This window comes from Wolbachia endosymbiont of Encarsia formosa, assembly GCF_039540065.1.
Taxonomy (GTDB): domain Bacteria; phylum Pseudomonadota; class Alphaproteobacteria; order Rickettsiales; family Anaplasmataceae; genus Wolbachia.
The window spans coordinates 609,673-632,638 of the sequence record NZ_CP154278.1; the positions used below are offsets into that span (position 1 = coordinate 609,673).

A 22,966-nucleotide genomic window follows, 5' to 3' on the forward strand; every position below is an offset into this window, starting at 1 on the left:
TTCCACTGCTCATTAGTGGATTCACCTATAATGGTAAATGCAGAAGAACATCTAGATATAATCTAATCACTGTCTCCAAATATAGAACTAATTTTTTTACTCCCAGGAGAAAATTTATTAGTCCAGCTGCTTTGTACTCTGTTTATATCTTTAAAGGCCGTTTTGTTGCTATACTCCTTTACTTCTTTATCTATTCTCTCCATTATTTGTGGATCTAGATAGCTCTTTTTCCATTGGTTAGTAGCAAGAAATACTTTGTTTAAATCTTGAGTGCGAATTAGATATTCTTTATCTTTAGGATAAACTTCCTGATCCCAAGCGAACAGCTCAAAATAGCGTGCGAATAACTCAGATGCACGTGATTTTGGAGTTTGATAAGCTTGTATCTCTGTAAATATAACTTGACCAATAATTTTTTGTACCAGAATATTTGACTGCTTCAAGTTCTGCTCAATATCCTGATAAAATTTATAGAGAAATTCCTGCTCTAAGATTAAGTTTAGTTCATTTTCAACCATATGTGAAAGTTCATGTACTATGATGTAAGGATTTGACCTTCTTAGCACAATAACATACTTATTTAAACCAGAAGATCGAATTGTCTTACACACTCCCTCTTCCATATCCATTAATACTTCTTGATATATTTCAAATGAGAGTCTATTTTGCTTTATTAGTGACAAAGTGAGGTTCAATGTATTTCTAAATTTCTCAAATTGATAGAGATATTCGACATATTGTATTACGTTTTCACCACTTCCTACTTGAGTTGCTTGTTTTATTAAGTTCCTGGTTAGCATGCTACATTATTAAAGGAATTTTCTTTATACTCAAGAGCTATAAAGTATTTTTAGGAAGTATAGCTAAAGTAGTTTAAGTTCACTGACATCCCGCTACTTGTTAGCAGTCAAGAGGTATCATGTCAGTATGACTTAGGAATGTACTAGATATAAAAGTGCAATATCAAATATATTCTACTAAAAATCAATCAGATCTTCACATGTTTGTTCTTCATAAAATAAGTTCAATGTTATCGTAGTACCAAGCTTTGCTTCACTTTTAATGCTGAAAGTCCCACCCATTAACTCTACTAATTTCTTGCTTAGCGGTAATCCGATACCTGTACCTTCATTTCTATATCCTGAATCTGCTTGACCAAAAACGGACATAACTTTATATATGTCCTGCTGCATTATCCCTATTCCATTATCATGAAACTCAATAGTTAATAAATTTTTTTCTATATTCTCTTTAATAACCATTCTTATTAAACCACCTTTAGGGGTGAACTTGATTGCATTTGATAACAAATTTATTATAACTTGCTTCATTCTTTTGGGATCTGCAATAACTAATAATTGTTTATCAGATATCTCTTTCTTTAAACTAATACCTGTTTCTTTTAGTTTAGGTGATAACATTTTTAAGCACGAATCTATTATCTTATTCAGATTAAACTTCACTTTCTCTACTGTTAAACTACTTGATTCAGCTTTAGAAAAATCGAGCACATCATTAATCAAAGCAAGTAAATGTGTACCAGCATTATATATATCGTCTACGTATTCCTTGTATTCAAAGTGATCTACCGAACCTAAAGTTTCATTTTTGATCAACTTTGCAAATCCAATAATAGCATTAAGAGGTGTACGCAACTCATGTGTAACACTTGCAAAAAATTTTATCTTATTTGCATTTTCTTGCTCTAATGCCTCTTTAACCCTTTGTAATTCAATATTAGTTTTATGCTGCTTGGCTAGCATTTGGGTGTTGGAAAAGTGCAAATAAAGCATTATTAGTATTAAGATAACCAGTAATAAGCCCATTAATATTGAAAATAGACTATATGCCATAATATAAGAGTCATTGTAGCTTTGAATGATCTTCAAAAAAAATGAAGGCTTAATGTCATCTTCATGAAATATAGGGAAAATAGAAGTTAATGTATTTCCTGTAGCGTAAAATATTTCTTGATTGCTTAGCAATTTATCAATTTCATCATTTGTAAGCAACTGCTCATAGTTATGACCTTGAGTATTAAAATTACTGAAAATTACTCTGGCATTTTGATCATACAGTATTAGGCTAAAATTTCTTACTTTGCTTACTGATTGTAATAATTCAGCACGAAATTTTACCAATTGGTTTATGTAATCAAAACTGTTATATTTAATATGATGTTTTTCTATTAGTAAATAATGATATTTTTTTATTATACTATTTTCCAATAGATCTTTTAAGTTTGCATTTGAATTACGGTAAAAAGAAAGAAAATTATTCTTTAATGAATAATTGCGGTATATTGTGCCCAATAAAACCACAAAAATTAATAAGAATAGCGAGATAATTTTTGTATATCTATTTGTTTTTAGTGTAGTAAACATTAATTTACTTAATTTATACATATTCTTCTCATTGTGAAATAACGTCTTTTATGGTATTAATAAAAAATTAGCATATCATACTTTTATGACAATTTCTCCTATCTTGCCAGTTTATTCTCCTATTAACATAAATTTTTCTTATGGCAAAGGTATTTACTTGTATGATATCGATAATAAGCGCTATATAGATTTTCACTCTGGAATAGCTGTTAGCAGTTTAGGTCATGCCAACTCACGATTAACTGATGTCCTAAAATTACAAGGAGAAAAACTATTGCATATATCAAATACCTATAATATATCTACTGCCAACAAATTTGCAGAAAATTTAATAAACAACAGCTTTGCTAATACTGTATTTTTTGCAAATTCTGGATCAGAAGCAGTGGAATGTGGACTTAAAATCGCTAGGGCCTATCAAAATGGAAAAGGTAATAAAAATCGCTATAGAATTCTAACATTTCATGGTGCATTTCATGGAAGGACATTTTTAACTTGTGCAACAAACGATAGACAGAAATTTTCTGAATTACTGAATCCTTATATTGACTGGTGTGATAACATAGAGCCTAATATTGAGAGTGTAAAGAAAGCAATTTCTAATGGCATAGGTGTTATATTAATAGAACCAATACAGGGACAAGGTGGTATTAAAGTAATGAGTGAAGTCTTCATGAAAGAGCTAAGAGAAATATGTAACGAAAACGACATACTGCTATTTTTTGATTGCGTTCAGTGCGGTGCTGGCAGGACAGGAAAGTTATTTGCATATGAACACATAGGAATTAAGCCTGACATATGTGCTCTTGCAAAAGGAATAGGAGGAGGTTTCCCTCTGGGGGCTTGTCTTGCAACTGAAAAGGTTGCTAAGTACATGGCGGTCGGTATGCATGGTTCTACTTTTGGTGGTAATCCACTTGCAACTTCAGTAGGTAATGCTGTATTGGATGAATTGCTCAGCCCTGGCTTCTTAGAAAATGTTGAAGTTAGAGGTAAGTCTTTAAAAAACAAACTAGAGGACTTAGCAAGCAAGTTTCCAATGATAGAAGAAGTGAGAGGAAAAGGGTTGATGCTAGGAATAAAAGTAAAAATGAATAACCAAAAATTTGCAGAAGAGCTAAGTCACCTTGGTTTACTCACTGTTGGAGTAACATCAGATAACGTTGTAAGAATCTTGCCTCCACTCATTATCACTGAAAAAGAGATTGATGAAGGCATTGAAATCCTCACTCAGTATTTATCTGAAAAGTTCTAGTTAAAAACTAAACCTTCCTGCTCACTAGTTGTTTGCTGTATCAAAATTGCAGATAAGGCAGTATCTACAACTTTATCAGCTACTTCATTTGTACACTTTACCTTTTCCTGCTCTCTTATCAGTGTAAGCTCATTTATATAACTTAGTGAGTCAAATTTTGTTACATCATCAAATATAAAAGATTGCACGATGTCTTTCGGAATATTGAAAAAAGCAGAGTTACCAAGCGATAATGTTATATCTAACACACTTTTCATTGAGCCGTTTCTCAAAACAAATTTAGACAGTTCCCCTAAAAGAATTGGCACTCCAAAAATAAAAAATGCTCCTCTCACTAAATAGGTCGTTATTTCATATAACAATGCACCACACAAGAATGCCAGTGGTCCAAATACTATAAAACCGCAAAGTAAAGGCAATGGCATGGTCTGACCTAATGATATTCTACCTATAAGCTCCATTGAAATTATAAACCCAATAAGTAACATAGCTCTACCTATATATGTCCTTTCTTTAGAGTGTTTGTTAAAGTTTTTCTCACGTAACTTAGAAAAATCATTGTTAACTCTTACTTCAAAAATATTATGGTTGGTTTTTAATTTTAGCTTTAAGCCCTCTATTCCATGACGCCACTTGTGGCACCTTACAATTTCATCAATTATCGTACTAACTTGATTATTGATTTTGTATAATTTGCTTTCTTGATATAAGTTGCCTTGATAATATTTTTCTCTAAAGTCCACACAATTTAAATTCTTTAAATCACATAAAAAATCTTTAATTTCTCGTGTCATTTTATTAGCATTATCTTCGTAGCCTACAGCTTTCAAAATTGTTACCAAGTGTTTATTTTCAATTTGAGCAATTGTTCTATCTAATGCACGTATATATTGCTTGGATTGAAAATATGAGATGATTTTTTCTTTACATCTATCCTCATTGCCTTCGTACAAACTATTTCTTTTGAAACTGCTGTCATGTTCTTTGGCAATTTCTAATGCATGAACCAATACATTTTGCACCTTCACACTACTTTCACAGTGACAGTTTCTGATTATGTGTACATACGCTCTTGCACTGGTATCTCCAGATTTATCTATATTGTACGCTTTAGCCAAAAAGACTAAATAGTCAAACCCTGCCCAAAGATAATACATTACCTTTGTTATAGCACTCCCCACAGAAAATAAAGCTGAGCGTGTGCAAGATAATTTTACCGTTGTTTTTAATTCTGTTCTCATATGAACGAAGGTATGCCTCTGTACTTTTTAAAATCCTATGTAAATCTTGTTCTGTCTTTTTGACATCAAAATCATTTATATCATGAACTTTTTCATACGCTTCCTTTATCAAATCACTAGAAAACTTCTTCAGAGCTAAATCATCAATATTTCCTAATGCATCAATATTTTTACTAATATAGATTTCTATTTTTCTTCCAAGTTCTTCACCCATTCTATTTTTTAGGAACTTATTGTATTTATTAGTAGCTGGAAACAAAACTTTCTGACAAAATTTCCGTGGTTCGTTTTTAAAATTTGCTAAGATCTTATTCACAAATAGCTCAACTTTTTCACCTGCAGCAGCGAAAAACCATGATTGTCTGCTCTCATTACGCTCTCTATTTCTTCCAAGATTCTGTAGGGCTTCAGATGGATTATTGAACTGACTAACCGAATCTGCAAATATTGATGCAACATGATTATATTCACTATCAAATCCACGACCTTTCGATCCATCTACGATCGTTGTTAACGCATATTTAGCTAATGCATCAAAATCTCTTTTTTCATAATCACAATAAAGAGTTCGATATCCACCTATCTGATTACATATTTTCGCTGAAAAGGGTCTGTTTTCTTCAATACCAAGATCATTTTTTCCAATCCCTGCAAAGATGCACTGATTTTCTTCGCAGAAATCACTGATGCCATGTAGTACACCTTCCTCTCTTTCCATGAGGTCATGGAGCTCTTTGCTTAAGCGCCAATTATCAACTATTAAGCTGCATTGCTCATTATCACTTTTACTTAATGCTTTAATTACTACATTGATTTGCGGTAAGAGCTTGTTTCTAGCAAATTGTTCACTAAAGCCTTTTCTCTCTAGGTAGCTTATAATATTGTTATCATTAGTGGTGCTAACATTCTTTTTAACATCTTCTATCAATCCACTCAAACCTTCTCTTCTTTTTTTATCTAAAGTAATATTATCACACTCCATTAAATACTCACTTTTACCCACAAATAAAAAAGTGAGTAAAATGGATACCAAATAAATTTGGGATTAAAATGAGTGAAGTAAGTACAAATGTGCAATATACTGATGGCTTAGGGGATAAATGGCTGGAAAGAGAGTTAAAACACGTTAATTTAGGAAATACAAGACTTAATAAGAGACTTATTAAAACAGGATATTGTATAGAGGGTAAGGCGTCTGGATCAATTAATCAAAGCTGTAGTGGATGGAAAGAAGCTAAGGGTGCATACAGATTATTTAGCAATGAAAAGCTTAAGGATAAGGAAATTTATTCTTCCCATTACAAAGAAACTATGGAGAGAATGAAAGGAAATCAGTTTGTTTTTTCAGTTCAAGATACAAGTTATTTGGATTTTGACTCTCATATAAAAACCAAGAGGCTAGGTAGTATTTCTAAAGCTTATACGAAGAATAAAATGGGTTTACTGTTGCACAGTGCCTTAATAGTCAGCAAAGGACGGATTGCCTTTAGGTCTATCTTCTCAACAATGTTGGGCACGTTCTATTAGGGAAAAAGAAAAGGCACAAGAAAAAGCAAACAGGAAATACCGTACCTCCATAGAAGAAAAAGAAAGTTATAAGTGGATAACAGCTCTCAAAGAAAGCATAAACAACCTTCCTGCAAATGTACAACTTGTTACCCTTGGTGATAGAGAGGCAGATATCTTCAAATTTTTATGGATCACTGAGACATTAGGTAGTTTTTATGTAATCCGTAATCGAACTAATAGAAGATTTATCTGTACTGAAATTGGAAAAACAGATTTGCAAACACGCATCACTCAACTGCCAGTAAAGAAGAAAATTTCTCTATAAGTTAATAAAGATAGAAACCAAAGATCAAGGAAAGCTAATATTGAAGTTAAGTATATGAAAGGCTATATACCTATCAGATCTTCTTCAATTTATGGATCAAAAGACACAGTGCATAAAATAAGTGATAAAATCCCTGTATATGTGGTAAGTGCAAAAGAAACAAATCCTCCTGAAGGATTGGAAGCTATTGATTGGACTTTGCTGACTAATGTACCAGTTAATAGCACTTTAGATGCTATAGAAAGGATAAATTGGTATAAGCTAAGATGGAAAATTGAGGAGTATTTCAGGGTTTTAAAATCAGGATGTAAAATATAAAGCTCTCGTTTAACTAGAAAGGAAAGGCTACAGAAATTAATTGCTATAAAGAGCATTATTGCATTTAAAATTTTATATTTAACAAAAGTCGCTTTATCAAATCCCATGGAAACCTGTACTAAAATTTTAAGCAATGAAGAGTGGAAGGCCCTTTTCATACGTGAGCATAAAGTAGCTACATTGCCAGAAGAACCTCCAAAAATAAAACAAGCTATTATTTGGTTAGGAAAATTAGGTGGATTTATGAATAGAAAAAGTGATAATTTACCAGGGGCTATGACTCTATGGCGGGGCTATGAAAATCTTAAGGAGAGCATAGTTATGCTTCACATCATGACCTCTCAAAATTGTGGGTAAAAGTGAGGATTGAGGTCAGGTGAGTATGGTGGTAGGTATATAATTTCGATATTTTTAGGTACCTTTAAATTTTTTCCAACTAGCGCAATCCATCACGAGAAAAGCCTTTCTTATTCCTAAATATTGCGACATCTGTTCAAGGAATATATTTATACAATCAGTGTTGACGTTTGGTGCAAATAAGCTAAAATTCTCTCCATTTCTGGGATTAACTGTACTATAGAGATAAAAATTTTCCCTACCTAATTTTACCTTAACCTGTGTCCTACTGCCTTTTTTAAACCACCCATGTCCAATTTTTGAATGTGTACCAAACCGTGATTCATCAAAGAAAAATAGCTCTTTTTCAGAATGCATGACAATAGTTTCATTGAGGTTTTTTTGAAAACTCCTCTTGCTTGTTTTTATCTTGTCCACTATGTTGGTGTGATATATGAGAATTTCATTTTTTGCATATTACGATGTATTGCGGATTTGCTGATATTCAAACCAAATCTTTCTTGGATTCTTATTCTCATTTCTCTAATAGTAATATTGGGGTTTTCCTCGGCGTTGAGGTGGAGCAAATAATTTTTCTTCTCTTCCAAATTTTATGTGCTTTATCCATGTAGTAATTGCCTTTCTCGAAATGCAACATATTTTTGCTACAGCTGTTATACTGTGCTTTTTTGCTGCAATTACAGCATTTAGTTTTTTTGCAACATACGCATTATTTCTTACTCTCTTCAGCATCTCTTTTGCTGATTTTACCACTTTTTCATCCAATAATTTTGATCTTAATGCCATCTAAACCTCGCTATTTTACTTACTTCAGTATGGCTTTTTTTCCATTATTGTCTATTCGTTGCTTGTATAGCGGGAATTGGTATAAGATGACTACTTCTTAAATCATAACTACTTAAAGGAGTATCTACTTCTCTATTAACTAAATTAATATTTGCCCCTTCTTTAAGTAAAAGTTTTATTACTTCTTTATCGTCTTCACCGCCGCCCATACCACCAACGCAATGAAGTGGAGTATTTCCCTCATCATCTGCTAAGTTAACAGCAGCTCCTCTAACAAATAACTATGTCCTCCTTCTGCTGCAATATGTAAAGGAGTCTGCATCTGATGGTTCGCTGCATTGATATTTGCCCTTTTTTAAGCAACAACTCCACTGTATTTTTATGACGGAATTAGCAGTCTCTTCTATATTGACCCACACACCATTATCTTTTATATAACCGCTATGCGCAGTTAAATGTAAAGAGGTATTTCCAAAATTATCTACTGAGTTGACATCTGTTCCTATTTTTATCAAATACTCTGCTAGATCTACATAGCCACGCTGAGCAGCATGATGTAAAGGGCCATCCCATGCTTATCTACTGAATGTACACTCGCTTCAGCGTTTATTAATCTTTCAGCTTCTTCTATATTATTACTAAGAACAGCACTGAAAAGCTGCTCATTATTCCATTCATAATTTACCTCACAACTCATTTTGACATATATGAAAATAATGTTTAAAGAATTTTTTCCTACAGTAATGAATTATTATGAAGCTTGCATTTTCTGTCGCTTACTACTGGGATAGCTTGACAGTTGCAGTATATGTCTATCAATGATAAAATAAAGATCAGTTTATTTTGATACTATGATTAGGTTACTCTTTGTTGCACTATTATTTTTTTGTGGTGGTGATGCACTTGCAAAACAGGAACCACGACCAATAGCTGGTGATAACCACATAAAGGTAATGAATTATAATCCACAGGCTATACATAAGTACACGGGCTTTTATGGTTATCAATCCAGCATATTGTTTGAGCCAGGGGAGGTAATAGAGAGTCTTTCAATGGGTGATGCAACCGGTTGGCAACTCCTTCCTCAAGGTAATAGATTATTTATTAAGCCTATAGATGATATTGCCGATACTAATGCAACTATAATTACCAATAAAAGAGTTTATTATTTCGAGTTTCATGCTGAAGAAGCAAGCGGGCTAGATGATCCAAGGTTAGCATATGAAGTAAGGTTTCTTTATCCACTGTTCAACAGTGATGAAATTTATTCAACGAGTAACGGTGATATTCTAGAGCAAGCTAGTCATACCACTATCCCTGATATAAGTGATATTGAGGTTATAAAGAAAGGCTTGAATTTTAACTATTCCATCTCGCACGTTAAAGGCAGTCAATCAATAATACCAATTAAGGTTTTTGATGACGGAAAATTTACATATCTACAATTTAATAAAATAAACTCTGATTTCCCTGCAGTTTTTATGGTTGATTCTGCAGGATATGAATCCTTGATAAATTTTCGTACAGTTGATGACTACCTGATAATTGAAAGAGTAAGCTCGGTATTTACCTTAAGAAACGGATCAAGTACAGTCTGCCTGTTTAATGAAAACATACCTTTCAAAAAAGGTAAGTGATTAAAGGCTATAGTATTCTTATAGGTGCAAAATTCTTTCTATGGTGCTTCGTAATTCCATGAAGGCCAATAGCGCTGAGGTGTTCTTTTGTTCCATATCCTTTATTTTTATACCAATTATATTGAGGATGTTTATTATGCAATTCTTCCATAAGCCGATCTCTTGTAACTTTTGCAACGATTGAAGCGGCTGCAATTGATATACTTAAACTATCACCATTCACTACAGACTTTGTTTGCCATTTCACTTCAAGTGGTTGGTTACCATCAACTAACACATAATCTAGTTCTAAATCTAAATTTACCAGCGCACGTTTCATTGAAAGCTTTGTTGCTTGCAAGATATTGTATGAGTCTATCTCCTCTACACTTGCCATTCCTATACCAAATTTTGCAACAGACGTTATTTTTTCGTATAGAACTTGCCTACACTTAGGGGTTAGCTTTTTTGAGTCGTTTATTCCATCAATAACCGTATCTCTATCAGTAAATATTACAGCTGCAGATATCACTGGACCGGCAAGCGGACCTCTTCCAACTTCATCTACTCCTGCTATAATTCCTGATAATGTATTTTCTAATGTGAAATCTAGATATTTCATAGTTCCTATAATAAGAAAGTTAAAGAAAAAATCGAACAAACGATAGAAATTATCCAAAATTTTATAACTATTGTATTTTCTGACCACCCTTTCTTTTCAAAGTGATGATGTATTGGTGTCATAAGGAAAATTCTTCTTCCTGCTCCATATCTAAATTTTGTATATTTAAAATATGATACCTGAATAATCACAGATAAAGTCTCTATTACAAAGATTATTCCAATAACGGCAAAAAGCATTTCTTTTTTAATTAGAACACTAGTGAGTCCTAAAGCTGCACCGATTGATAGGCTTCCAACATCACCCATAAATATTTTTGCTGGATGTGTGTTAAACCACAAGAAACTTAAAATAGCTCCTATAAATGCAATGCAGAATAAAGTAATGTTTACATCTGCCTGAGTTATGTATGCAATTAGCCCCAAAAAAGCAAAGGAAGTAATGGCTTGAGTTGCAACAAGGCCATCTAGGCCATCTGTAAGATTCACAGCATTAGAAGAGCCGACAATTACAAATGCAGCAAACGGAAGATATAGATAGCCAAGGTCGATTGCTACTTCTCTAAATAGAGAAATTTTTGTAAAACCTTCAGCAGATTGTAGCTTAAGTATAAACATACAGACCAGAGTAACGACAAACTGAATAAGTATTTTGGTTTTTGCACTTAAACCTCGGTGGTGATTTGTCTTCAATTTTAAATAGTCATCAATAAATCCAAGTAGAGCAAAAAATAGAGTTATAAATACCAGCAATGAAATTTCTGGTGTTAATTGAGTCCAAAGCAGGATTGGTAATAAAGCAGAAGTTAGTATTATTATTCCACCCATAGGTGGTATATTCTTTTTTGTTATTAAATGACTTTCTGGTCCATATGATCTGATTGGTTGTCCATCTTTACTTATCTTTTTTAGAAGTTTTATAAAATAGGGAAAGAGAATAAACCCAAAAATAAATGAGATAAAAAACGTCTTTGTAGCTGAGATCACTTGCCTATTCAAAATTAACTAGATATTATACCAAAAGCTTTACCTAATCTCAATTTATACCTTTTTAGCAGCTCATTTTAATTTATGGTAAATTAGTTATTGATTAATTATGACAAAGTCTGCATACTAATATTTAGTTATTGGTCAGAGGTGATATATGTTGGATTATATTAAAAAGCTTTTGAGGGCTACTGCAGTATCTGATGATGAGAATATCGTTAGAAATCCTTACACAGATATGGTAGGAGAACCTTCTTTTGGTGATGAAGTTTTTTCAAAGTTGAGTAAGGAAAAAAGGTCAGAAGAGCATCTTGTTCTTCTGAAGGTAAAAGCTAATAGCTCTAGCTCTGTTACAACTTTAACAGAAGGATCGTATAGTACTCAGAGTGCAGTATCAGGTAAGAACGAGCGTGGATATATCAAATTAGACAGTGATGAAGAATGGGATAAATTCTTTGATTTACAGAATGATTCTGACACTAATACTACAAACAAAGAACCTTTTTCTCCGAAGAAAGGAGAATCTCACTATCATGGTAAAGAGATTGTAGGCAAGATTGCTGACCAAATTAAGGCAGAGATATCGAAGGTATATACCATAGAGTCCATAATGATAAAAGAAGGCAAAAGGGAAGGTAATATTGTTTATCCTACCGTGAGAGTTGTGCTACATGCCAATAAAGAAGGAATAGATATAGCTAAACTTCTAGGCGGTAGTATATGTAAAGAGTATGGTGTAAGAACAATTACATTTTGTCATCCTAATCAAGAAAAAAAGAGAGGGGCATGTTGCTATATTAATAATGATAGTGATAATGAGGAAAGAGTTTATGAAATAATTAGTGGGTTATATGAAATGACTTTAAAGTGGTGTGTTGATGGAAGAAAATGCAAAATTAAAGTTAACATTGACGGTAAGAATGGTGTAACTCTCCTTGAAGGCAACGGTGTTACTGCAGAGCAGTTGCGTGTAAATAAAGAAGTTAAAATAGGCAAGAGACGTGAGACAAAATCTTTATATGAAGCGTTAGAACCACAATTGCAACAAAAGAGCTCTGAATCAGTCAAGGTTTTACAGCAGCCTTCAACAGATGTAACAAATGTGACAACAACACCAACTTCTACTTCTCAGAGATGCTCTTGACTAAATAAATAAGAAAAAGCAAAAATAGTATAAGTTGCTTACAAATGTAAGTAACTTATACTTCTATGATGAATAACACAATATTAACAAGAAATTTCTATGAACGGCCAACTTTAACCGTAGCTGGGGAGCTGCTAGGGAAGATGCTGAAATTTTCTAATTTTAGTGGAATAATAACTGAAGTTGAAGCGTATATAGGAATGGATGACCCGGCTTGTCACGCAGCAAGAGGCTATACTAATCGAACCTCAGTAATGTTTGGTACGCCAGGGTTTTCGTACGTATATTTTATATATGGAATGTACTATTGTCTAAATATTGTAACAGAAGCAGAAGGATTCCCAGCAGCAGTGTTAATACGAGGATTAAAGCTCACTGAACCGCTTGAAGCAAATTTAGGCGGGCCAGGCATACTGTGCAAAAAATTAAACATTACAAAAGAACATAATAAACAAGACCTTACTATAAGTCATGAATTTTGTCTCTATGAATATCACCTCAAACCAGATTATGTGTGCACTCCAAGAATCGGAATTAGTAAAGGCAAGGAGAAATTTTGGCGATTTAAAAGTTGCGTTTTAGCAGAAATGCCTAAAATCACACTCAACAATAAATATTAGACCTCCTGCATAAACTAGATAAAAAGGGAGTGTTAAATAAACTTTATAGACTGCATACAAAAGACCTAACATCTTTAGCAATGCCTTCATAAATCCTTACTAAATCCTCACTTAGTATTGAAGGATTTCCACAATCAGAAGCACTACATATTTGCGGATCTAGAGGAACTCTACTCAAGAGTTTGACTCCCAGCTCTTCAGACATTTTTTGTGCACCACCTTTTCCAAATATGTATATTTTTGAATTATCTTGAACAAAATAGCTCATATTTTCCACAATACCGATAATTGGCACGCTGAGCTTTGTGAACATATCATAAATTTTTCGTGCATCGACTAAAGCAAGCTCCTGTGGAGTTGAAACTATTATTGCTCCAGTTAAACTAAAATTCTCCATCAGGCTTAAATGTACATCGCCGGTGCCAGGAGGTGTATCAATGATCAAATATTCTATATCAGACCACCTTGTTCCCATTAGCAAATTGTAAAGTGCTTTTGTGATCATAGGTCCACGCCATATTGCTGCGCGGTCCTTATCAATAAAATAGCCAATTGAAATAGTATAGAGACCATGTTTCTCTATAGGCATTGCTTTACCACTCTGTATTTCTGGTTTTAATTTCTCAGTGCTCAACATTTTAGGAATCGAAGGACCATATATATCTGCATCAACTAGCGCAACTTTATATTTTAATTCTGCTAACGAAAGAGCTAGATTTAGTGCAACTGTCGACTTACCCACACCTCCTTTACCAGAAGCAACGACAATTATATTTTTCACTCCTTCGATATGAAGTTTAGCTTTTTGTTGCCTAGTTTGTTTTTGTCCAATAGATACTACAGTAACCTTTCCTACTCCTGGTACCGCCTTAACAGCTTGCTCACAATTTTTTCTTAATTCTTCATTTGGCTCAGTAACTTCAAGAGCAAAAGCAACATCTTTACCCTTAATAACAATTGAGGATACTATACCAACATTCTTACCACTTTTCTTCTCTATAACCTTTTTTATGCTCTCTCTTACGATTTCCTCATTAACCTGTGTAAATTTTTTCCAGAACATATTATAAAATTTCTTCTATCAGTGTATACTAACATAAACTGCACTAACTTGAAAATGAGGTTACAAAAATATGCTAAATCATCAAAATTTAACACGAAAACAAGAAGATTTGTATTTTCAGCTAAAAGGGTCTATATGGAATGGAAGAAGCATCAGTAATATCTTGAAAGCAGTTTCAAAAAATGATTTACTAAAAGTTCTTATAACAGGATATACTACACGATTTCCAAGAAGTGGGGGACGCACCTTGACACTTCTTAGCCTTGCTATACATAGAAATAACAATGAATGTGTTAATTCTATTTTAGAACAAGCTAAAAACAATGGTATATTGCAAGAGATTATTAATACTGAAAATATTATACACTATAAAGATGATAGGTCATACACCTTAACATCGCTTGGCTTTGCCATATATGAAAATAAGGAAAGATATGTTAATGCTATTTTTGTAAAAGCTCAGGAAAGTGGTATATTACAAGATATTCTTTCTGCTAGAAATATTATAAAGTTAAATATTATATCATATGCTTTAACAACACTTAGCTTCTCTATATATAAAGGTAATAACGAATGTATCAATTATATTTTAGAACAAGCTCAAAATAATGGTATGCTGCATGGTGTTTTTGTTGCTGAAGATATTGCAACACGGCCTTTAAGTTGTCTTACATACATTTTTACACCGCTTAGCTTTGCTGTATATCAAAATAATAAAGAATGTTTTAATGCAATTTTAACAATCGCTAAAAATAATGGTATATTGCAAGATATTCTCAACAATCGGACATACACTTTAACATTGCTTGGTCTTGCTATATATAGAAACAGCAGTGAAAATGAATATGTTAATTCTATTTTAATGCAAGCTCAAAATAGTGATACATTGCAAGAAGTTCTGGTTGCTAAAAATATTGTATATTCTCCAATTGGTTGGACGTATAGCTTAACATCACTTGGCTTTGCTATACATGAAGGTAATCATGCACATATTAATTCGATTTTAATTCAGGCTCAAAATAGTGGTATACTGCAAGATATTCTTGCTAATCATAATGCTATAATATCTCCAACTGGTCAGACGTATAGCTTAACGCCACTTGGCATCGCTATACATAAAGGTAATATTGAATGTATTAATTCTATTATAGTACGAATTAATGACATACCACAATACATCTATGCCACTTTTCACCCAACTGCAGCGATTAATGAAAGGAATACTAGGATTAGTAGTGCATTAGATAATGTATCTATTCCTCCTAGACTACAAGTAAATAGAATTACTTTCTGATTACTTTGTCCTTCCTGAACGCTCAGGTTCATAAGGAACTTTTTGCACAGAGGTTACTTCTACTCATCAAAAATCCTTTTATATTACCCCAATTTGTATTGACGCATTAATTTCAGTAATTAAACTACACTAACTTGAAAATGAGGTTACAAAAATATGCTAAATCATCACAATTTAAAACGAGAACAAAAAGATTTATATTTTCAGCTAAAAAAGTCCATATGGAATAGAAGGAGCATCAGTAATATCTTGAAAGCAGTTTCAAAAAATGATTTAAAAGTTCTTATCACTGGATATACTACACGATTTTCAACAAGTGGAGGATGCACTTTAACACTGCTTAGCCTAGCTATACATAGAGACAATAATGAATGTGTTAATTCTATTTTAGAACAAGCTCAAAACAATGGTATATTGCAAGATATTCTTACTGTTGCAAATATTATAAACTATCAAAATGGTTCGATGTACACCTTAACATCACTTGGCTTTGCCATACATCACAGTAAGAAAAGGTATATTGATGTTATTTTAACAAAAGCCTAGGAAAATGGTATATTACAAGATATTCTTGCTGTGAGAAATGTTATAAAGTATTTCTATATTATAGAGTATACTTTAACACCACTTAGCTTTGCTATATATAAAGGTAATAATGAATGTATCAATTCTATTTTAACACGAGCTCAAAATAGTGGTGTATTGCAAAATATACTTACTTCTAAAGATATTGTGCAGTTTCCAGGTCTGACGTATGTTATCAAGCCACTTGCCTTTGCTATATATAAAGGTAATAACGAATGTATCAATTCTATTTTAATACAAGCTCAAAATAGTGACATGCTAAAAGATGCATTTACTGCAGTAAGTACTGTACTGTTTCCATATGGTGGATGTACTTTTAATGCTTTTGAGCTAGCTGTAGTTGTTAATGAGAATAATGCTAGTATTAGGACTGCATTAGATAATGTATCTATTTCTTCTAGGTATGTTAGAGAAAACAGCCAACTTAATTAATTTCTTAAGTAACTCTTTCTTGCAAGTACTACTTTTTTATGTATCTGTTCAGGCAATGGCGTTAACTTAAGAGAATAAATTAGCAAGCTCTCCTAAAGGCATGATGGCATTTAGGCTTATCTACTTTATTGCAGCTATACAATCTTCATGTTAACTTTAGTGCGTATAATTAAAAAGGGCTTGAAAGTTTTTTGGTTCCAACAAGCACCTGATAAAGTTTTTGTTTCATTATACCAAATAAAACTGAAAAATTTAAACGATACTCAGCAATTTGATCTGGGTTCCAAGGCCCTTGTGCATCACGCATATGAAGTATTGCACATGAACAAGTTTTCACAAAATTCTTGTTTATAAATTTATCCCAGAAAAATTCTCTAATTTTGCTTCTACTTTGAGTCGTTTATAGCACTTCTCTATGTGCCACCTTAATAGATAAGCTTTACTGATATCTTCTTTATTGAAATAAAATAGAAACCAAAGGTCCTATTTCTTGTAGTATTTTACTCCTTAACATCTTTCCTTAAATTGACGCCATTGGGCTTTGTTGCATCGCTATCTACGATGGATTAAAGATAAAAATGGAGAATATCAATAGCTTATTATTCTAGCATTTATAGTAAGGACAGTCAGTAAGTATCTAAATTTAAGTAAAAGAAGTTTTACTATCATTCACTAATCTAGCTAGAATTCAAGAATTTCAATGCTTTAGCTATTTTAAGTAGAATTAAATTTACTAGTACAAACAATAAATTACTATTCTTAAATTTGATCAGATTTATTGCAAAAAATAAGATTTTCAATAAGCTGCTTTTATAGTTAGCCCTTCATAGGTAGTGATGCAACAAAGCCCTCTGGAATCTAGTTCATATTATATATTTGTCTGATAAGTTCCATGTATGTGTAATTTATTTAAATTGACTTCTTATCATATAATTAAATACATTATTGAAAATTAAAGATGAGGTTATGACAATGGAAATTTCAAATTGGGACATATTATTGAGTTTAGTTAATGTTGACAAAGATTTAAGCAAAGATAACGTAATTGAAAAAATACAAAATGAGCTGAAAAGATATTCAAAGGAATATGAAGAGTGGGAAAAGTCTGGCTTTGATATAAATTATATTTTTAAAGATGATGAAAAGGTGGCTCTTTTGCATTTAGCTGCTTCCTGTAACCTAGAAAATATAGTGAACGCCCTCATAGAAAAAGGTGCAAATGTTAACGAAAAAGGTGTAATTGGAGAGACTCCTTTACATAATACTACTTATCTTGATAATATAAACATAGCGAACGCTCTCATAGAAAAAGGTGCAGATGTGAATGCAATAAATATATGGAAAAGGACTCCTTTACACTATGCTGCTTTATTTCGCAGTATGGCCATAATAGATGCTCTTGTAGAAAGAGGTGCCAATATTAATGCAGTAGATATGTGGGGAGAGACTCCTTTATACTATCTTAATCGTCCAGCAATTAAAAAAGGGTGGATTGCCGGTGGAGTAACTGCATTATTAGGTAGTGCTATATCTATAGCACTTTTTACAGCCGGAGCAATTACAGCTGAGTTAATACCTATAGTTATAGCAGTAGTTGCAATTACAGCAACAGCACTAATAGTTGGCAATTCTATGTATAAATTGTCAAAGCCTGATACTAAAGTTGATAAGCCAATATTAGCAAGTCGACAGCAAGAAACTGCTAGCGATAGTAGGGTTGCCTAGCGATTCTTCCACAGTGTCAGCTGCTTCAATGATATCCATTTGTCCCTATAATTGTCTTTTATTGGCTACCTTATTTTGCTATTCTGCTGAACAGAGACAAATTTACTTTCTTACTTCACTCACTAAAATTTTAATATGGCGTTTCTTTCCTGCAGATAATTTGATAAATGGCTGACCTTCAAAGCTTTCAGAGTTTATTGTATAGTTAACATCGTTTATAGTATTATCATTAACTTTACATCCATTTCCCTGTATTAAACGCTTTGCCGCACCTTTTGAAGGTTCAAAACCGGTGTCATGCAGCAGGTCTATTAAGGGTATACCATTTGCAATTTGTTCTTTTGTAATAGTGTAACCAGAAAGTAGTGAACTATCTTCATTTTCAAAAGCAGAGATTGCAGCAGATCGTGCAAGTTCGGCTTCTTTGCAACCGTGACATATTTTCGTCACTTCTGTTGCCAGGACCTTTTTTGCTTCATTTATTTCTTGATCCTTCAAGGACTCTAGTTTTTTAATTTCGTCAATTGGTAAATCAGTGAAAAGTCTCAAAAAACGACCAACATCTTGATCATCAACATTGCGAAAATATTGCCAGTAGTCATAAGGCTTCAGCATACCGCCATCAAGCCATACAGCACCACTTTCGGTTTTGCCCATCTTTTTCCCTCGTGCGTTTAATAAAAGAGGCGTGGTAAGACCAAACAACTCAGATAAATTCAACTTTTTGCCAAGTTCAATTCCGTTTACTATATTTCCCCATTGGTCTGACCCTCCAATTTGCAGACGACAGCCATATTTTTTATTCAACTCGACAAAATCATAAGCTTGTAACAACATGTAGTTAAACTCGAGAAAGCTTAGATTTTGCTCCCTATCTAGCCTAGTTTTCACACTATCAAAGCTTAACATGCGATTTACAGAAAAATGTGCCCCTATATCACGCAAAAAGTCTATATATTTTATGTTATCTAACCAATCTGCGTTGTTTACTATGATTGCACCGGTTTTGCTATCATCGAAAGATATCATCTTCTCGAGGGTTTTCTTTATACCAAGTATATTTTGATTGATACCTTCTATCGGCAAGACGCTTCTTGCTTTGTCTTTACCAGATGGGTCACCAATTTTTGTTGTGCCACCTCCAAGTAGAACTATTGGCTTATAACCGAATTTTTGTAGGTGACGGAGCATCATGATTTGAATGAGACTGCCAATATGCAAACTTGGTGCCGTACAATCAAACCCAATGTATGTAATGATATAGTTATCTTGTGATAATAGCTGGTCCAACCCTTCAATGTTTGTACATTGATATAGGTATCCTCTTTCTTGAATGAAGTTTAAAAACTCGGATTTGTGTTTCATTTGTATCTTAGCTTACACTTTTATTAATGTGAAGGCAGTTTTCACAGAGAAAGATGTCATCCCAGTGCCCAGACACTGGAAACTTAATTATAAACGAGCATACTATACAACGTTTTGATATGAAAAACTGGATTCCAGTGTCAAGCACTGGAATGAAACCACCAACTTTATAAGGGTTGCCTTCAAAATTACAACATTTGAGCAATTGTATACCAGCTATCTGGATAATCAATTCCATAACTCTTCTATTTTATAATACTCTCTTACTTCTGGCCTGAATAGGTGAACCATTATACCTTGAAAATTCACAATCACCCAGTTACCCTCATCCATACCTTCTACATCTATTTTATCATATTTCTTGAGATTTTTCATCACGTGCTCAGCTAATGCTTTTACATGGCGGCTCGAATCACCGGATGCAATGATCATATATTTTGCAATGACAGTTTTATTCTGCACATCAAAAGTAACTATATCTTGACCTTTGTTTTGATCTATTATATCTACAATCTTACTTTTTATTGATTCTGTGTTATTGTATACCTTAGACATTGTTTTTAATTCATTTTACTAAAGTGGTGAACAAGAAGCAACCTTTTTGCCATAGCTACTTACCTTTACGTCGATAAGTTCCGTCTTAGGCCAATCTATAGTATGCAGTAATATTTCACAAAAGTTCAATTCTCTTAATTTACTAGCTATTTCCTTACTGCTGCACCCAGGATATTCTTTTTTTAAAGCTTTTGGCAAATCAGCTGTTTCAATATTTTCAATATTCTGTAGAATTTCTTCAATTATACTAGCTATTAAATCTTTGGCATGTTCTTTAAGCTGACACAATGAATTACTATCCTTCTTGATTAAAGCAATTTTTGCACCTGTTGCAATTATAGCTGACCAAAACACTATATCATATATTTTATCGCTACAACATTCAAACTTTACAAGAAAACGGTAATCATACTTTTCATTGTCTAATCAAGGATTGTAATTTATACCATATAATTGATAGTATAAATGATATATCTCTTCTATGAAAGTAGAATATTCCACTATCTCAGATGGATAATCATCGTCAACTTTTAGATTAAATTTCTCATGAAGAACTTTCACTTCACTTATAAAGTATCTAATTTTCTCTTCCTTTTTTTTCAAGCAAACAAAAGTGTCCATATCGCTTTTATTGTGCTGAAAAGTAGAGCTTGCTATACTGCCGAATATAAATGCAAATACTAGATTATCCTTAAATGTTTCTTTTGTTAATTTAATAAATTCTGCTGATATTTTACGTCTTGTTTCTTGTAAATTTTTTTTGTTAATGACCTCCTGTACTTGCTCTGATTCAACTATATGCACCAAGTAATTTATTTTAATCCCTTTTATAAAAATTTCATATATTACCTCTGGAATTAATATAGGAATTGCAATGCTTTCAAATTTTTTGTCTTCTCTTTTACGTATTATAGAAGATGCACCCTTACTGTATCCACCATAAGGTACAGTTCCATTATCTATTATAATGTCGTGTATAATCTTATTATTTAGAACTATTCCCACTTTACCTTTTGCACTACCATTTTCCCTCACTAAATTATTATCATCTCTAGATTCAATATATGGACTTGTTCCAAACAAAGAAACATACATCTTATTTTGTATGTACACTCCATTTTTATCCTCAAAATAGAGTTGTAATTTCTCATCGTCCTGATACGTATAAAGGAATAAAACTGGACCAAATACTTCCTTATAATTTAAGTTTCCAGATTCAATACCTGATAGAACAATCGTTGGATGCACAATTGTACTTTGCATATCCACTCTTCCACCTAGAATTATTTTACTTTTATTACTTTCAATTACGCTGTGCAATCTTTCTAATTCTTCTTTTCTATGTATCCTGCCTAATATTGTATCTGGATCAGAATGGTCTCCCACTTTTAAGCTAGAAACTTTTTCCTTTAGCTTTTCTATGAATTTATTTCTTATTTCTTCATGAACAAAAACTGCATCAGGACCTGCACAATCTTGACCACTATTGAAGAACCTTGAGTATACAAGGCCTTTTATAGCTTTGTCAACATCAGCATCTTCAGTAACTACAATCGGATTATGACCAGACCCGTTATTTATCATCAATGCATTAAGTTTCATGCATTTTTTAATTTTATTTTTTGTCTCATTACGACCTGTAAAAATAATTAAATCTGACCGACTAACATGATTTTGTAGAAATTCATCCCTACTTCCTGAAAAAATTTCTATATTAGGACAAATATCCTTTAACCTTAATATGTTAAATAATTCTTATATAGCACATTTCTCTATTAATGCGGTATTAGGGCGTAAAACCACACTTCTGGAAACAAAGCTGGGCATTATTACGAACAGCAATAATGAATACAATGGCAAATTTGAAGGTAAGAAAACAGTAATGTCAATATCTGCTTGATTTTTTAGATATTTTTTGATTGTGCGAATATTTTCCAGCGTATATACACAGCGATCAATTTCATACTGTGTTACGCTGACGGGTTGGTATGAAATAAGTAAATCTTTAATATCTTTGCCTTTTTTACTATCTGTAAGAATTTGTCTTAATTCATCGTATTTCTTATAAATCTCTTGCTCTTCTTGATTTCCATAAAATATACTCATTGATACCTCTAGCTTATTTACAATTTCATGATATTGTAAATATTAAGAAATGATAATTCAAATTTAAAGACACACATTATTATGAATACTACTCTTATTTACTTAATCTGATTTCCAGGTAGTGGAAAACTTACGATTGCAAAAGAGCTGTGTAATATTATTGATGGGGTGATAGTAGACAATAACCTGTTTAATAATATTATATTTGATATGATTGACTTCAGAAATGCTGAGGTTACAAGTGAAATATGGGAAAAAATTTTTGTGATTAGAGAGAATATGTTAGCAATATTGGAAAAATACCATATAGAATCAAAGCATTATATATTTACAAACGAATTGATAAAAGGTGATTCCTATGATCAAAGAGTATACAACTCAGTGGTGAATTTAAGTAAAAAAATGAATGTGGAGATTCTCCCTGTGGTGTTATATTGTAATAGTGGAGAACTAGTAAAGCGCGTTCAATCAAAGGAAAGAGAGAAGGAGAGAAAAATTACTGATTCAGATTTTGCTATGAGAAAAATTAAAGGAAAGAAACTATTTGTGCCTCAAGGTTCACTTGAAATTGATAACTCAAACTTAAGCGCAAAAGAAGTTGCAAAAAAAAATTGTTGAAAAAATGAATGGTAAAAAAGTAGTAGGAGCTTCTATGATAGATAATTTAGCAATAGAGAG

General features: G+C 32.6%; 29 protein-coding genes and 2 pseudogenes. 13 read left to right on the top strand and 18 right to left on the bottom strand.

Features of this window, described 5'->3' with window-relative positions:
• Positions 1 to 62: 62 nt before the first annotated feature.
• Complete coding sequence (locus AAE962_RS03255) at positions 63 to 800, bottom strand: hypothetical protein (RefSeq protein ID WP_343289554.1); 738 nt, start codon at positions 798 to 800, stop codon at positions 63 to 65.
• Between the two features lie 177 nt (positions 801 to 977).
• Positions 978 to 2,405: a HAMP domain-containing sensor histidine kinase gene (locus tag AAE962_RS03260; RefSeq protein ID WP_343289555.1), complete on the bottom strand. Its 1,428-nt coding sequence runs from the start codon at positions 2,403 to 2,405 to the stop codon at positions 978 to 980.
• Positions 2,406 to 2,469: 64 nt separating this feature from the next.
• Here AAE962_RS03260 and AAE962_RS03265 point away from each other — a divergent pair, with 64 nt between their 5' ends.
• The gene (locus AAE962_RS03265) at positions 2,470 to 3,639 is read left to right on the top strand and encodes an aspartate aminotransferase family protein (RefSeq protein ID WP_343289556.1); all 1,170 of its coding nucleotides are present in this window, start codon (positions 2,470 to 2,472) and stop codon (positions 3,637 to 3,639) included.
• On the opposite strand, the gene AAE962_RS03270 is transcribed toward AAE962_RS03265, so the two are convergent.
• Both AAE962_RS03270 and AAE962_RS03275 read right to left on the bottom strand, forming a co-directional pair.
• Positions 3,636 to 4,796, bottom strand: a complete 1,161-nt coding sequence (locus AAE962_RS03270) for a hypothetical protein (RefSeq protein ID WP_343289557.1) — start codon at positions 4,794 to 4,796, stop codon at positions 3,636 to 3,638. The genes AAE962_RS03265 and AAE962_RS03270 overlap by 4 nt on opposite strands.
• Positions 4,771 to 5,862 (bottom strand): hypothetical protein, encoded by a 1,092-nt coding sequence (locus tag AAE962_RS03275; protein ID WP_343289558.1) that lies wholly within the window; start codon positions 5,860 to 5,862, stop codon positions 4,771 to 4,773. The genes AAE962_RS03270 and AAE962_RS03275 overlap by 26 nt, the downstream gene beginning before the upstream one ends.
• A gap of 68 nt (positions 5,863 to 5,930) precedes the next feature.
• Here AAE962_RS03275 and AAE962_RS03280 point away from each other — a divergent pair, with 68 nt between their 5' ends.
• The 4 genes from AAE962_RS03280 (at position 5,931) to AAE962_RS03295 (ending at position 7,389) form a co-directional block, all read left to right on the top strand.
• The gene (locus tag AAE962_RS03280) at positions 5,931 to 6,407 is read left to right on the top strand and encodes a transposase DNA-binding-containing protein (protein WP_343288676.1); all 477 of its coding nucleotides are present in this window, start codon (positions 5,931 to 5,933) and stop codon (positions 6,405 to 6,407) included.
• Positions 6,361 to 6,714 carry a hypothetical protein gene (locus AAE962_RS03285; RefSeq protein ID WP_343288677.1) on the top strand — a complete coding sequence of 118 codons (354 nt, stop codon included), beginning with the start codon at positions 6,361 to 6,363 and terminating at the stop codon, positions 6,712 to 6,714. The genes AAE962_RS03280 and AAE962_RS03285 overlap by 47 nt, the downstream gene beginning before the upstream one ends.
• Positions 6,715 to 6,768: 54 nt before the next feature.
• Complete coding sequence (locus tag AAE962_RS03290) at positions 6,769 to 7,032, top strand: hypothetical protein (RefSeq protein ID WP_343288678.1); 264 nt, start codon at positions 6,769 to 6,771, stop codon at positions 7,030 to 7,032.
• A 105-nt stretch (positions 7,033 to 7,137) separates the two neighbouring features.
• Positions 7,138 to 7,389 carry an IS4 family transposase gene (locus AAE962_RS03295; protein WP_343288679.1) on the top strand — a complete coding sequence of 84 codons (252 nt, stop codon included), beginning with the start codon at positions 7,138 to 7,140 and terminating at the stop codon, positions 7,387 to 7,389.
• A gap of 5 nt (positions 7,390 to 7,394) precedes the next feature.
• Here AAE962_RS03295 and AAE962_RS03300 read toward each other — a convergent pair.
• The 5 genes and pseudogenes from AAE962_RS03300 to AAE962_RS03310 all read right to left on the bottom strand — a co-directional run.
• Positions 7,395 to 8,175, bottom strand: a pseudogene (locus AAE962_RS03300) (IS630 family transposase); the annotation flags it as partial.
• Between the two features lie 44 nt (positions 8,176 to 8,219).
• The gene (locus tag AAE962_RS03305) at positions 8,220 to 8,384 is read right to left on the bottom strand and encodes a hypothetical protein (RefSeq protein ID WP_343289559.1); all 165 of its coding nucleotides are present in this window, start codon (positions 8,382 to 8,384) and stop codon (positions 8,220 to 8,222) included.
• Positions 8,385 to 8,425: 41 nt separating this feature from the next.
• On the bottom strand, positions 8,426 to 8,479 hold the full coding sequence (locus AAE962_RS06740) for a hypothetical protein (RefSeq protein WP_410543840.1): 54 nt from the start codon (positions 8,477 to 8,479) through the stop codon (positions 8,426 to 8,428).
• Positions 8,457 to 8,690 (bottom strand): hypothetical protein, encoded by a 234-nt coding sequence (locus tag AAE962_RS06745; RefSeq protein ID WP_406833377.1) that lies wholly within the window; start codon positions 8,688 to 8,690, stop codon positions 8,457 to 8,459. The genes AAE962_RS06740 and AAE962_RS06745 overlap by 23 nt, the downstream gene beginning before the upstream one ends.
• Before the next feature lie 14 nt (positions 8,691 to 8,704).
• Positions 8,705 to 8,872: a hypothetical protein gene (locus tag AAE962_RS03310; RefSeq protein WP_343289560.1), complete on the bottom strand. Its 168-nt coding sequence runs from the start codon at positions 8,870 to 8,872 to the stop codon at positions 8,705 to 8,707.
• Positions 8,873 to 9,026: 154 nt separating this feature from the next.
• On the opposite strand from AAE962_RS03310, the gene virB9 reads away from it, so the two are divergent.
• Complete coding sequence (gene virB9 / locus AAE962_RS03315) at positions 9,027 to 9,812, top strand: P-type conjugative transfer protein VirB9 (protein WP_343289561.1); 786 nt, start codon at positions 9,027 to 9,029, stop codon at positions 9,810 to 9,812.
• A gap of 7 nt (positions 9,813 to 9,819) precedes the next feature.
• Here virB9 and AAE962_RS03320 read toward each other — a convergent pair whose 3' ends face one another.
• Positions 9,820 to 10,413: a ribonuclease HII gene (locus AAE962_RS03320; protein WP_343289562.1), complete on the bottom strand. Its 594-nt coding sequence runs from the start codon at positions 10,411 to 10,413 to the stop codon at positions 9,820 to 9,822.
• 5 nt (positions 10,414 to 10,418) lie between these two features.
• Positions 10,419 to 11,399 carry a phospho-N-acetylmuramoyl-pentapeptide-transferase gene (gene mraY, locus AAE962_RS03325; protein WP_343289563.1) on the bottom strand — a complete coding sequence of 327 codons (981 nt, stop codon included), beginning with the start codon at positions 11,397 to 11,399 and terminating at the stop codon, positions 10,419 to 10,421.
• 157 nt (positions 11,400 to 11,556) lie between these two features.
• On the opposite strand from mraY, the gene AAE962_RS03330 reads away from it, so the two are divergent.
• Together AAE962_RS03330 and AAE962_RS03335 are read left to right on the top strand one after the other, a co-directional pair.
• Complete coding sequence (locus tag AAE962_RS03330; protein ID WP_343288566.1) at positions 11,557 to 12,543, top strand: hypothetical protein; 987 nt, start codon at positions 11,557 to 11,559, stop codon at positions 12,541 to 12,543.
• Positions 12,544 to 12,611: 68 nt separating this feature from the next.
• Positions 12,612 to 13,163: a DNA-3-methyladenine glycosylase gene (locus AAE962_RS03335; RefSeq protein WP_343288567.1), complete on the top strand. Its 552-nt coding sequence runs from the start codon at positions 12,612 to 12,614 to the stop codon at positions 13,161 to 13,163.
• Positions 13,164 to 13,206: 43 nt separating this feature from the next.
• Here AAE962_RS03335 and AAE962_RS03340 read toward each other — a convergent pair whose 3' ends face one another.
• On the bottom strand, positions 13,207 to 14,226 hold the full coding sequence (locus AAE962_RS03340) for an Mrp/NBP35 family ATP-binding protein (protein ID WP_343288568.1): 1,020 nt from the start codon (positions 14,224 to 14,226) through the stop codon (positions 13,207 to 13,209).
• Positions 14,227 to 14,296: 70 nt separating this feature from the next.
• Here AAE962_RS03340 and AAE962_RS03345 point away from each other — a divergent pair, with 70 nt between their 5' ends.
• The 3 genes from AAE962_RS03345 (at position 14,297) to AAE962_RS03355 (ending at position 16,537) form a co-directional block, all read left to right on the top strand.
• A complete protein-coding gene (locus AAE962_RS03345) occupies positions 14,297 to 15,520 on the top strand; it encodes a hypothetical protein (protein WP_343288569.1) in 1,224 nt (407 codons plus the stop codon).
• 156 nt (positions 15,521 to 15,676) lie between these two features.
• On the top strand, positions 15,677 to 16,066 hold the full coding sequence (locus tag AAE962_RS03350; protein WP_343288570.1) for a hypothetical protein: 390 nt from the start codon (positions 15,677 to 15,679) through the stop codon (positions 16,064 to 16,066).
• 30 nt (positions 16,067 to 16,096) lie between these two features.
• Complete coding sequence (locus AAE962_RS03355) at positions 16,097 to 16,537, top strand: hypothetical protein (protein WP_343288571.1); 441 nt, start codon at positions 16,097 to 16,099, stop codon at positions 16,535 to 16,537.
• Positions 16,538 to 16,616: 79 nt separating this feature from the next.
• Here the strand turns inward: AAE962_RS03355 and AAE962_RS03360 are convergent.
• Positions 16,617 to 16,999: pseudogene (locus AAE962_RS03360) on the bottom strand (IS4 family transposase); the annotation flags it as partial.
• Between the two features lie 510 nt (positions 17,000 to 17,509).
• Between AAE962_RS03360 and AAE962_RS03365 the strand changes: the two are divergent.
• The gene (locus AAE962_RS03365) at positions 17,510 to 18,262 is read left to right on the top strand and encodes an ankyrin repeat domain-containing protein (RefSeq protein WP_343288572.1); all 753 of its coding nucleotides are present in this window, start codon (positions 17,510 to 17,512) and stop codon (positions 18,260 to 18,262) included.
• A 102-nt stretch (positions 18,263 to 18,364) separates the two neighbouring features.
• Here AAE962_RS03365 and tyrS read toward each other — a convergent pair whose 3' ends face one another.
• The 5 genes from tyrS to AAE962_RS03395 all read right to left on the bottom strand — a co-directional run bounded on the left by tyrS (position 18,365) and on the right by AAE962_RS03395 (position 22,288).
• The gene (tyrS, locus tag AAE962_RS03370) at positions 18,365 to 19,627 is read right to left on the bottom strand and encodes a tyrosine--tRNA ligase (RefSeq protein ID WP_343288573.1); all 1,263 of its coding nucleotides are present in this window, start codon (positions 19,625 to 19,627) and stop codon (positions 18,365 to 18,367) included.
• 228 nt (positions 19,628 to 19,855) lie between these two features.
• The gene (rsfS, locus tag AAE962_RS03380; protein WP_343288575.1) at positions 19,856 to 20,182 is read right to left on the bottom strand and encodes a ribosome silencing factor; all 327 of its coding nucleotides are present in this window, start codon (positions 20,180 to 20,182) and stop codon (positions 19,856 to 19,858) included.
• 18 nt (positions 20,183 to 20,200) lie between these two features.
• Complete coding sequence (locus AAE962_RS03385; protein WP_343288576.1) at positions 20,201 to 20,536, bottom strand: hypothetical protein; 336 nt, start codon at positions 20,534 to 20,536, stop codon at positions 20,201 to 20,203.
• Between the two features lie 72 nt (positions 20,537 to 20,608).
• Positions 20,609 to 21,784 carry an aldehyde dehydrogenase family protein gene (locus AAE962_RS03390; protein WP_343288577.1) on the bottom strand — a complete coding sequence of 392 codons (1,176 nt, stop codon included), beginning with the start codon at positions 21,782 to 21,784 and terminating at the stop codon, positions 20,609 to 20,611.
• A gap of 153 nt (positions 21,785 to 21,937) precedes the next feature.
• Positions 21,938 to 22,288, bottom strand: a complete 351-nt coding sequence (locus tag AAE962_RS03395; protein WP_343288578.1) for a hypothetical protein — start codon at positions 22,286 to 22,288, stop codon at positions 21,938 to 21,940.
• 210 nt (positions 22,289 to 22,498) lie between these two features.
• On the opposite strand from AAE962_RS03395, the gene AAE962_RS03400 reads away from it, so the two are divergent.
• A complete protein-coding gene (locus tag AAE962_RS03400; protein WP_343288579.1) occupies positions 22,499 to 22,906 on the top strand; it encodes a hypothetical protein in 408 nt (135 codons plus the stop codon).
• The last annotated feature ends 60 nt before the right edge of the window (positions 22,907 to 22,966 follow it).

Excerpts from the sequence above, each read along its gene's own strand:
- AAE962_RS03255 (WP_343289554.1), bottom strand. The coding sequence starts at position 800 with ATGCTAACCAGGAACTTAATAAAACAAGCAACTCAAGTAGGAAGTGGT.
- AAE962_RS03260 (WP_343289555.1), bottom strand. The coding sequence starts at position 2,405 with ATGTATAAATTAAGTAAATTAATGTTTACTACACTAAAAACAAATAGA.
- AAE962_RS03265 (WP_343289556.1), top strand. The coding sequence starts at position 2,470 with ATGACAATTTCTCCTATCTTGCCAGTTTATTCTCCTATTAACATAAAT.
- AAE962_RS03270 (WP_343289557.1), bottom strand. The coding sequence starts at position 4,796 with ATGTATTATCTTTGGGCAGGGTTTGACTATTTAGTCTTTTTGGCTAAA.
- AAE962_RS03275 (WP_343289558.1), bottom strand. The coding sequence starts at position 5,862 with ATGGAGTGTGATAATATTACTTTAGATAAAAAAAGAAGAGAAGGTTTG.
- AAE962_RS03280 (WP_343288676.1), top strand. The coding sequence starts at position 5,931 with ATGAGTGAAGTAAGTACAAATGTGCAATATACTGATGGCTTAGGGGAT.
- AAE962_RS03290 (WP_343288678.1), top strand. The coding sequence starts at position 6,769 with ATGAAAGGCTATATACCTATCAGATCTTCTTCAATTTATGGATCAAAA.
- AAE962_RS03295 (WP_343288679.1), top strand. The coding sequence starts at position 7,138 with ATGGAAACCTGTACTAAAATTTTAAGCAATGAAGAGTGGAAGGCCCTT.
- AAE962_RS03305 (WP_343289559.1), bottom strand. The coding sequence starts at position 8,384 with ATGGGCGGCGGTGAAGACGATAAAGAAGTAATAAAACTTTTACTTAAA.
- AAE962_RS03310 (WP_343289560.1), bottom strand. The coding sequence starts at position 8,872 with ATGAGTTGTGAGGTAAATTATGAATGGAATAATGAGCAGCTTTTCAGT.
- virB9 (WP_343289561.1), top strand. The coding sequence starts at position 9,027 with ATGATTAGGTTACTCTTTGTTGCACTATTATTTTTTTGTGGTGGTGAT.
- AAE962_RS03320 (WP_343289562.1), bottom strand. The coding sequence starts at position 10,413 with ATGAAATATCTAGATTTCACATTAGAAAATACATTATCAGGAATTATA.
- AAE962_RS03330 (WP_343288566.1), top strand. The coding sequence starts at position 11,557 with ATGTTGGATTATATTAAAAAGCTTTTGAGGGCTACTGCAGTATCTGAT.
- AAE962_RS03335 (WP_343288567.1), top strand. The coding sequence starts at position 12,612 with ATGAATAACACAATATTAACAAGAAATTTCTATGAACGGCCAACTTTA.
- AAE962_RS03340 (WP_343288568.1), bottom strand. The coding sequence starts at position 14,226 with ATGTTCTGGAAAAAATTTACACAGGTTAATGAGGAAATCGTAAGAGAG.
- AAE962_RS03345 (WP_343288569.1), top strand. The coding sequence starts at position 14,297 with ATGCTAAATCATCAAAATTTAACACGAAAACAAGAAGATTTGTATTTT.
- AAE962_RS03350 (WP_343288570.1), top strand. The coding sequence starts at position 15,677 with ATGCTAAATCATCACAATTTAAAACGAGAACAAAAAGATTTATATTTT.
- AAE962_RS03365 (WP_343288572.1), top strand. The coding sequence starts at position 17,510 with ATGGAAATTTCAAATTGGGACATATTATTGAGTTTAGTTAATGTTGAC.
- tyrS (WP_343288573.1), bottom strand. The coding sequence starts at position 19,627 with ATGAAACACAAATCCGAGTTTTTAAACTTCATTCAAGAAAGAGGATAC.
- rsfS (WP_343288575.1), bottom strand. The coding sequence starts at position 20,182 with ATGTCTAAGGTATACAATAACACAGAATCAATAAAAAGTAAGATTGTA.
- AAE962_RS03390 (WP_343288577.1), bottom strand. The coding sequence starts at position 21,784 with ATGAAACTTAATGCATTGATGATAAATAACGGGTCTGGTCATAATCCG.
- AAE962_RS03395 (WP_343288578.1), bottom strand. The coding sequence starts at position 22,288 with ATGAGTATATTTTATGGAAATCAAGAAGAGCAAGAGATTTATAAGAAA.
- AAE962_RS03400 (WP_343288579.1), top strand. The coding sequence starts at position 22,499 with ATGATTGACTTCAGAAATGCTGAGGTTACAAGTGAAATATGGGAAAAA.